General features: G+C 67.1%; 3 protein-coding genes. All 3 read right to left on the minus strand.

Features of this window, described 5'->3' with window-relative positions:
* Positions 1 to 935 (minus strand): beta-ketoacyl synthase N-terminal-like domain-containing protein (locus LG396_RS38585; protein ID WP_225798278.1); only part of this gene is annotated, 935 nt, incomplete at its 3' end.
* Between the two features lie 49 nt (positions 936 to 984).
* Positions 985 to 6738, minus strand: a complete 5754-nt coding sequence (locus LG396_RS38590; protein ID WP_225798279.1) for a type I polyketide synthase — start codon at positions 6736 to 6738, stop codon at positions 985 to 987.
* Between the two features lie 48 nt (positions 6739 to 6786).
* Positions 6787 to 7258, minus strand: a 472-nt coding sequence (locus tag LG396_RS38595) for a phosphopantetheine-binding protein (RefSeq protein ID WP_225798280.1), incomplete at its 5' end; no start/stop codon positions are given.

Below are 7258 nucleotides of genomic sequence, written 5' to 3' on the forward strand. Positions count from 1 at the left end.
ACACTGAAGCCGCTGCTCGCACCGTCCTGATTCACCGCGGAGCCGCGCACGACCGCCAGCACCTCGTGGCCGTTCCGCCGTGCGTCCGACAGCCGCTCCACCAGCAGCATTCCCACGCCCTCCGACCAGCCCGCGCCGTCCGCACCGTCCGAGAAGGACTTGCAACGACCGTCCGGCGCCAGCCCTCTCTGGCGGCTGAACCCGACGAAGACATCGGGGGTAGGCATCACGGTCGTCCCGCCGACCAACGCCATGGGGCATTCACCGTTGCGGAGCGCCTGGACGGCCAGGTGCAGCGCGACCAACGACGACGAACACGCCGTATCCACCGTCACCGCCGGCCCCTCCAGGCCGAAGGTGTAGGACAGCCGACCTGAGACAACGCTCGCGACGGCTCCCGTTCCGAGGAATCCCTCGAAGTCGTTGCCGCCTTGTTCAAGCAGCTTTGCGTAGTCGTGGTACATCGAGCCGGCGAAGACACCGGTTGAACTTCCACGAAGCGAGGTCGGATCGATACCTGCGCGTTCGAACACTTCCCAGGCAACCTCAAGCAACAAACGCTGCTGCGGATCGGTGCCCACGGCCTCACGCGGTGACATGCCGAAGAACCCGGGGTCGAATCCGGCTACGTCCTCAAGGAAGCCTCCCTTGCGGACATACGTTTTGCCTTCTTTGTCGGGGTCCGGGTCATAGAGCCCCTCAAGGTCCCACCCGCGGTCGTCCGGGAACCCAGAGATCGCGTCCTTGGCGGAGTCGACCAGCTGCCACAAGTCCTCCGGGGAAGCGACCCCGCCCGGGTAACGGCACGCCATGCCCACGATCGCGATGGGTTCACGGCTTTCCGCCTCGCGCTCATCGAGACGTTGACGCGCGTCCCGCAGGTCGACAACGACTCGATTGAGATATTCCCGGAGCTTCTTTTCCTCGCTGGTCACCGTCGCCAACCCCTCTGGAGAGCCGAATAGAACGCTGGGTACATGCGCGTCAAGGCGTTCCCAGCTCTCTGTCAATCAGTTCGAACATTTCCTCGTTTGTCGCCGCGCTCACGTCGTAGTCGCGGTCTCGGTTACGCTCGGCGCTCCCTTCGAACTTGTGCAGCATGTCCCTGAGTGTCCGCGCCAGGTGTTCTCGCGTTTCTGAGTCCGGAGGGCACTCGGCGAGCACCTGCTCGGCCTTCTTCAATGCCTCGTTCGCCCGTGCGGCGTGTCGTGCTGCCGCAGATTCATCGCCTGCTGGCTGGAGCTCCGCGAGGAGGTGGTCGGCGAGCGCGGATGACGTGGGGTAGTCGAAGGCCAGGGTGGACGGGAGCCGCAATCCGGTGGCGGCGCTGAGACGGTTGCGGAGCTGGACGGCGGCAAGCGAGTCGATTCCCATGTCGACAAGCCCTTGGGCAACGTCCACCGCTCCCGGTGAGGCGTGGCCGAGCACGGCGGCGACGTGGGTGCGAACTACGTTGAGCAGCAGTTGCTCCCGCTCCCTTTCCGGCAGAGCCTCGATCTTCGCCGCGAGCGAGCCGCTCTCATCGCCGGCCGCGGCGGCTCCCACGGCGTGACTCCGCCGCACCGGCTTCCGCACCAAGTCCCGGAATAGGGGGGGCAGCACTCCCGCGACAGCTTCTTCGCGCAGCCGTGGGATGTCCAGGCGGACCGGCACGAGGAGCGCTTCCGCCGCATCGCCGTCGCCTTCGCCGCCTCGCACCGCCGCGTCGAAGTGGTGCAGTGCGATGTCGGTGGGAAGGGGCAAGAATCCCCTGTTCGCGAGCCGGGTCTCTGTATCCTCGCCGGCCTGCCTGACCAGCGCGCTCTCGCGTTCAGCCCAGAGTCCCCATCCGAGGGAGACCACAGGGACGCCCTGGGCACGCAGACGATGGGCTAAGGCGTCGAGGAACGAGTTGGCGGCTGCGTAGTTGCCCTGTCCGGTATTGCCCACGACACCTGCGGCCGAGGAGAAGAGTACGAACATCCGCAGCTTCAAGCCGCGCGTGAGGTGCTGGAGATTGAGGGCGGTGTCGACCTTCGGACGCAGCACGCGCTCGACCTGGTCCCGGCTCAGAGAGCTGACGAGGCCGTCGTCCACGGCACCGGCCGCGTGCACGATGCCCATGAGAGGCACCGACGCAGGAATCTCGCGCAGTACCGCGGCGAGTCCGTCACGATCGGCCCCATCGCAGGCCACTATGCTCACGGCTGCGCCGCGCTCCCGCAGCTCGTCCCTAAGCTCAGTCGCGCCCGGTGCGTCCATGCCGCGCCGACTGGTCAACACCAGGTTCCTGACCCCGTGCTCGGTGACCAGGTGGCGCGCCACGACGGCGCCGAGAGTACCGGTTCCGCCTGTGACCAGAACAGTGCCGTCGCCTGTGGAGGACGCGACGGGGGCGGCGGACCCCGCGTGCTGCCGGTCGATGGAGCCGTGCCGCGTCAGCCGTGGTACGAACGCCGTTCCGTCGCGAAGTGCCACCTGGGATTCGCCCTCGTCGCGCGCGGCGGTTACCGCCCGGCGTAGCAACGCGGCCGAGTCGGCGTCCTCGTACACGTTGCCGTCCAGATCGAGGAGTATGAAACGGCCTGGGTTCTCGGAGGCGGCCGACCGCAGCGCCCCCAGTGCCGCGGCCTGCGCGAGATCGATGCTGTCCGCGTCGCTGGCTTGGACGAGCTGAGCGCCCCGGGTCACGGCTACAAGTTGCGATGCGGAGAACTTCTCGTTGGCGAGCCAGTCCTGCGCGACGTCGAGGACCTGGTTGACCGTCTCGTGTACGTGGGCGACGCTCGCGGCGCTCTCCGCCGCCTCGTCGTCTGCGTGTTCGTCGCGGGAGGGTAGGGGCCACACAACGGCCTCGGGCACGGGAACTCCCGAGCCGATCGCCTCGGCCAGTGCGCTAAGGCTCGCGAAGGATCCGGCCTCAGCGGAGGGTTGGTGCGGATCGAGTAGGACCAGAGCATCGGAGGCATCGGTAGTCTCCGCGCCGTCGAAGGGCACTGGCTTCCACCGCAGATCGAACAGCGAGTCGTCTGCGGTGCCGGGTATCTGCCTGAGTTGCTCAGGTGCGCAAGGGCGGGAGACCAGAGAGCGGATGACCGCGACGAGTTGACCGCTCGCGTCGGCCATGTGGACCGTCACCTCTTGCGGCCCGGACCGTTTCAGGTGGACGCGCAACGAGTCGGCACCCTCGGCCAGCAGGCGTATCCCGTGGAAGGTGAACGGCAGCCACACCTGGCCCGGCCGCTCGTCCAGATCGTCGGCGACGACGACGTGCAGGGCAGCGTCCAGGAGCGCGGGATGAAGGCCGAAGCGGGCTGCGTCCTCATGGAGTTCGTCAGGCAGGGCCACCTCGGCGAAGAGGTCGCCATCCTGGCCTCGCCAGGCTGCACGCAGGCCTCGGAAGGCAGGACCGTACTCGTAGCCCGCCTGCGCCATCCGTTCGTACAGCTCCTCGGCGCTGTCAACTCCCTCGGCACTGTTGATTCCGCTGAGATTGATCCGTTGGATGCCGGGTGGGGGCCATTCGGATGACGCCCGGTCGGTGTCCGCGCCGCTGCTGGTGTCGGTGCCGGCTGTCGTCAGGATGGCGGTCGCGTGGCAGGTCCACGAGTGGCCGTCGTCGTCGTTGGCCGACCGGGAGTGAATGGTGGCCTCACGCTGTCCGGTGTCACCGGCCGCGCCGAGCCGTACCTGGAGATGCACAGTGTCGCGCTGTGAGAGGAGGAGGGGGGCTTGGAGGGTGAGTTCCTCGATCTCGTCGCAGCCGACTTCGTCGCCGGCACGGATCACCATCTCCACCAGAGCGGTCCCTGGCACAAGCACCGTCCCGTGCACAGCATGATCAGCCAGCCAGGGATGCGTGGACAACGACAGCCGCCCCGTCATCAGCCACTCATCGCTGTCCGCCACCTCCACCGCAGCACCCAGCAACGGATGATCCGCCGCACTCAGCCCCAACTCCCGCACATCACCCGCACCACGAGAACGCCCCCCGTCCAGCCAGAAACGCTCACGCTGAAAGGCATACGTCGGCAGATCGACACGACGAGCCCCAGCACCACCGAAGACCGCGTCCCAGTCCAGATCCACACCGTGCGCGTGAGCTTGCGCGGCGCTGGTGAGGAACTGGAGCATGCCGCCGTGATCCCGGCGTAGGGTCTCCACCACCGCGCACTGCCCCCCGGCCTCCGCCACCACGTCACCCATGCTCCCGGTGAGTACGGGATGCGGGCTGGCCTCGATGAACACCCCGGCACCCGCCCGCGCCAGCCCTTCGACCACCGGGGCGAACCGCACCGGCTCACGCAGATTCCGCACCCAATATCCGGCATCCAGGGTCGCGGTATCGATCACCTCACCCGTCACCGTGGAACGGAACTCCACCGAGCCCGCCACCGGACTGATACCGGACAGGGCCTGGAGCAGCTCCTCGCGGATCTCCTCGACCTGCGGACCATGCGAGGCGTAATCCACCCCGATACGCCGCGCCCACACCCCCTCCGACTCACACCGCGCCAGCAACTCCTCCACCGCCGCACCCTCACCCGACACCACCGTCGACGCCGGCCCATTGACCGCCGCCACAGCGACCCGGCCCTCCCAGCGCCCGACCAGACGTACCGCGTCCTCCTCACCCAACGCCACCTGCGCCATCGCACCCCCACCCGACAACGCGACCAACGCCTTCGACCGCAACGCCACCACACGCGCCGCATCCTCCAACGACAACCCACCCGCCACATGCGCAGCCGCAATCTCCCCCTGGGAGTGGCCCACCACCACATCCGGCACCACACCCACCGACTCCCACAACCGGGCCAAACCCACCATCACCGCAAACAACACCGGCTGCACCACATCCACCCGACGCAGCGACTCCTCACCCCCCTCCCGCAACACCTCACCCAACGACCACTCCACATACGGCGACAACGCCTCCTCACACGCCGCCACCACCCCCGCAAACACCTCACTGCCTTCCAGCAACTCCCGCGCCATCCCCACCCACTGCGAACCCTGACCCGGAAACACCAACACCACCCGGCCCACACACCGCGCCCCCACCACCACACCCGACGCCACACCCACAGACGCCACACCCGCAGACGCCTCAGCCGCTACCGCACCCAGCCCCGCAACCGCCTCATCCCGATCCGCAGCCAACACCACCGCACGGTGCTCCAAACCCGCACGCCCCGTCGCCAACGACCACCCCACATCACCCAACGACCCACCACCACCGGCCGCCAGAAACTCCCCCAACCGCGCAGCCTGACCAGCCAACGCACCCACCGACCGACCCGACACCACCAACGGCACCCGACCACCCGGCACCACACCATCCGGCACCCCGACCTCGCCGGTGTCTGGTTCAGGCGCCTCTTCCACAATCACGTGCGCGTTCGTCCCACTGATCCCAAACCCGGAGATGGCCGCCCGCCGCGGGTTCTCCTTTCGCTCCCACTTAACGGGTTCGGCCAGGAGCTGCAACGCCCCCGATGACCAGTCGATGTGGGATGACGGCTCGTCCACATGCAGGGTCTTGGGCAGCAGTCCATGGCGCGTGGCCATCACCATTTTGATCACACCGGCCACACCCGCGGCCGCCTGCGTGTGCCCGATATTCGACTTGATGGACCCCAGCCACAATGGCCACCCGGTGCCGCGCCCCTCGCCGTAGGTGGCGAGCAGGGCGTCGGCCTCGATCGGGTCACCCAGTGCTGTCCCAGTGCCGTGCGCCTCCACAACGTCGATGTCTGCAGGAGTCAGCCGACCGTTCGCCAGCGCCTGGCGGATCACCCGCTGTTGCGCAGGTCCGTTCGGAGCGCTCAGACCGCTGCTCGCCCCGTCCTGGTTCACCGCCGACCCTCGCACCACGGCCAGCACCTCATGCCCGTTCCGCCGCGCGTCCGAGAGCCGCTCCACCAGCAGCATGCCCACACCTTCAGCTGGTCCGAAGCCGTCAGCGGCGGCTGAGAACGCCTTGCAGCGCCCGTCTTCAGCCAGGGCTCGCTGACGGCTGAACTCGATGAACGTCCATGGATCGGGAAGAACGGTCACCCCGCCTGCCAGTGCCATGGTGCATTCGTCGTTCCGGAGTGCTTGGACGGCCAGGTGCAGGGCCACCAACGACGAGGAACACGCCGTATCCACTGTCACCGCCGGCCCCTCCAGACCGAAGGTGTAGGCGACACGGCCCGACACCACACTGGTGAGGTTTCCGGTGAGCGAGTACCCCTCCACGCCTGGCGGCAGGTGCGTGGCACCCGAGATGTATCCGGGGTTCCCCGACCCGACGAAGACCCCGGTGTTACTGCCTCTCATCGTTGTCGGGACAATGCCCGCTCGCTCGAACGTCTCCCATGCGGTCTCCAGCAGCAACCTCTGCTGCGGATCCATGGCCACTGCCTCGCGCGGTGAAATCCTGAACAGCTCCGCGTCGAACACGGTCGCGTCCTCAAGGAACCCGCCGCGCCGCGTGTATGTCGTTCCTTCGATGTCCGGATCAGGATGAAATATGCCTTCGGTGTCCCAGCCCCGATCCTCGGGGAAATCCGAGATCACATCGCATCCGTCGGCGACGACCTGCCACAACGCCTCCGGTGAGTCAATCCCGCCCGGAAAGCGGCACCCCATACCGACGATCGCGATGGGCTCCCCACGCCTGGCGTCCATCTCCTTGAGCTGCTGGCGCGCCTCGCGCAGGTTGCCTGTCATCCGCTTCAGGTAATCGCGAAGCTTGTCTTCGTTACTAGCCACCTGGCGCTGCCTCCAGAACGAGCGTGGCGATCAATCGGAAACCGAGGGTCAGTCGAGGCCGAATTCCTTGTCGATGAGGTTGAACATCTCGTCGTCCGAGACCACGTCCAGATCGACCGCCTCGGTCTCGCCGTTCGCCGTGCCTTCGGATTGATTGAGCTTCCAGAGCAGTGCCTGCAAACGCTCTGCCACGCGGTTACGTGACTCCTGATCCGAATCCATCGAGATCAGCATGTTCTCCAGTCGATCCAGCTCACTGATGATCGGCGGAGACGCGCTCTCATCACTCGGCCGCAGCTGCGCGTGCAAGGCTTCGGCCAGGGCGTTCACCGTCGGATAGTCGAAGATCAAGCTGGCCGTCAGGCGCAGTTCAGTCACGGCGTTCAAGCGGTTGCGCAACTCCACTGCCGCCAGGGAATCGAAGCCGAGCTCCATGAACCCGCGCTGGCCGTCGATGGTCGTCGGGGTCTTGTGCCCGAGTACGAAGGCCACGTGGGAAGCCACCAGGTCGCGCAGGGTC

The sequence above is a fragment of the Streptomyces aculeolatus genome (assembly GCF_020400605.1).
Classification (GTDB): domain Bacteria; phylum Actinomycetota; class Actinomycetes; order Streptomycetales; family Streptomycetaceae; genus Streptomyces; species Streptomyces aculeolatus.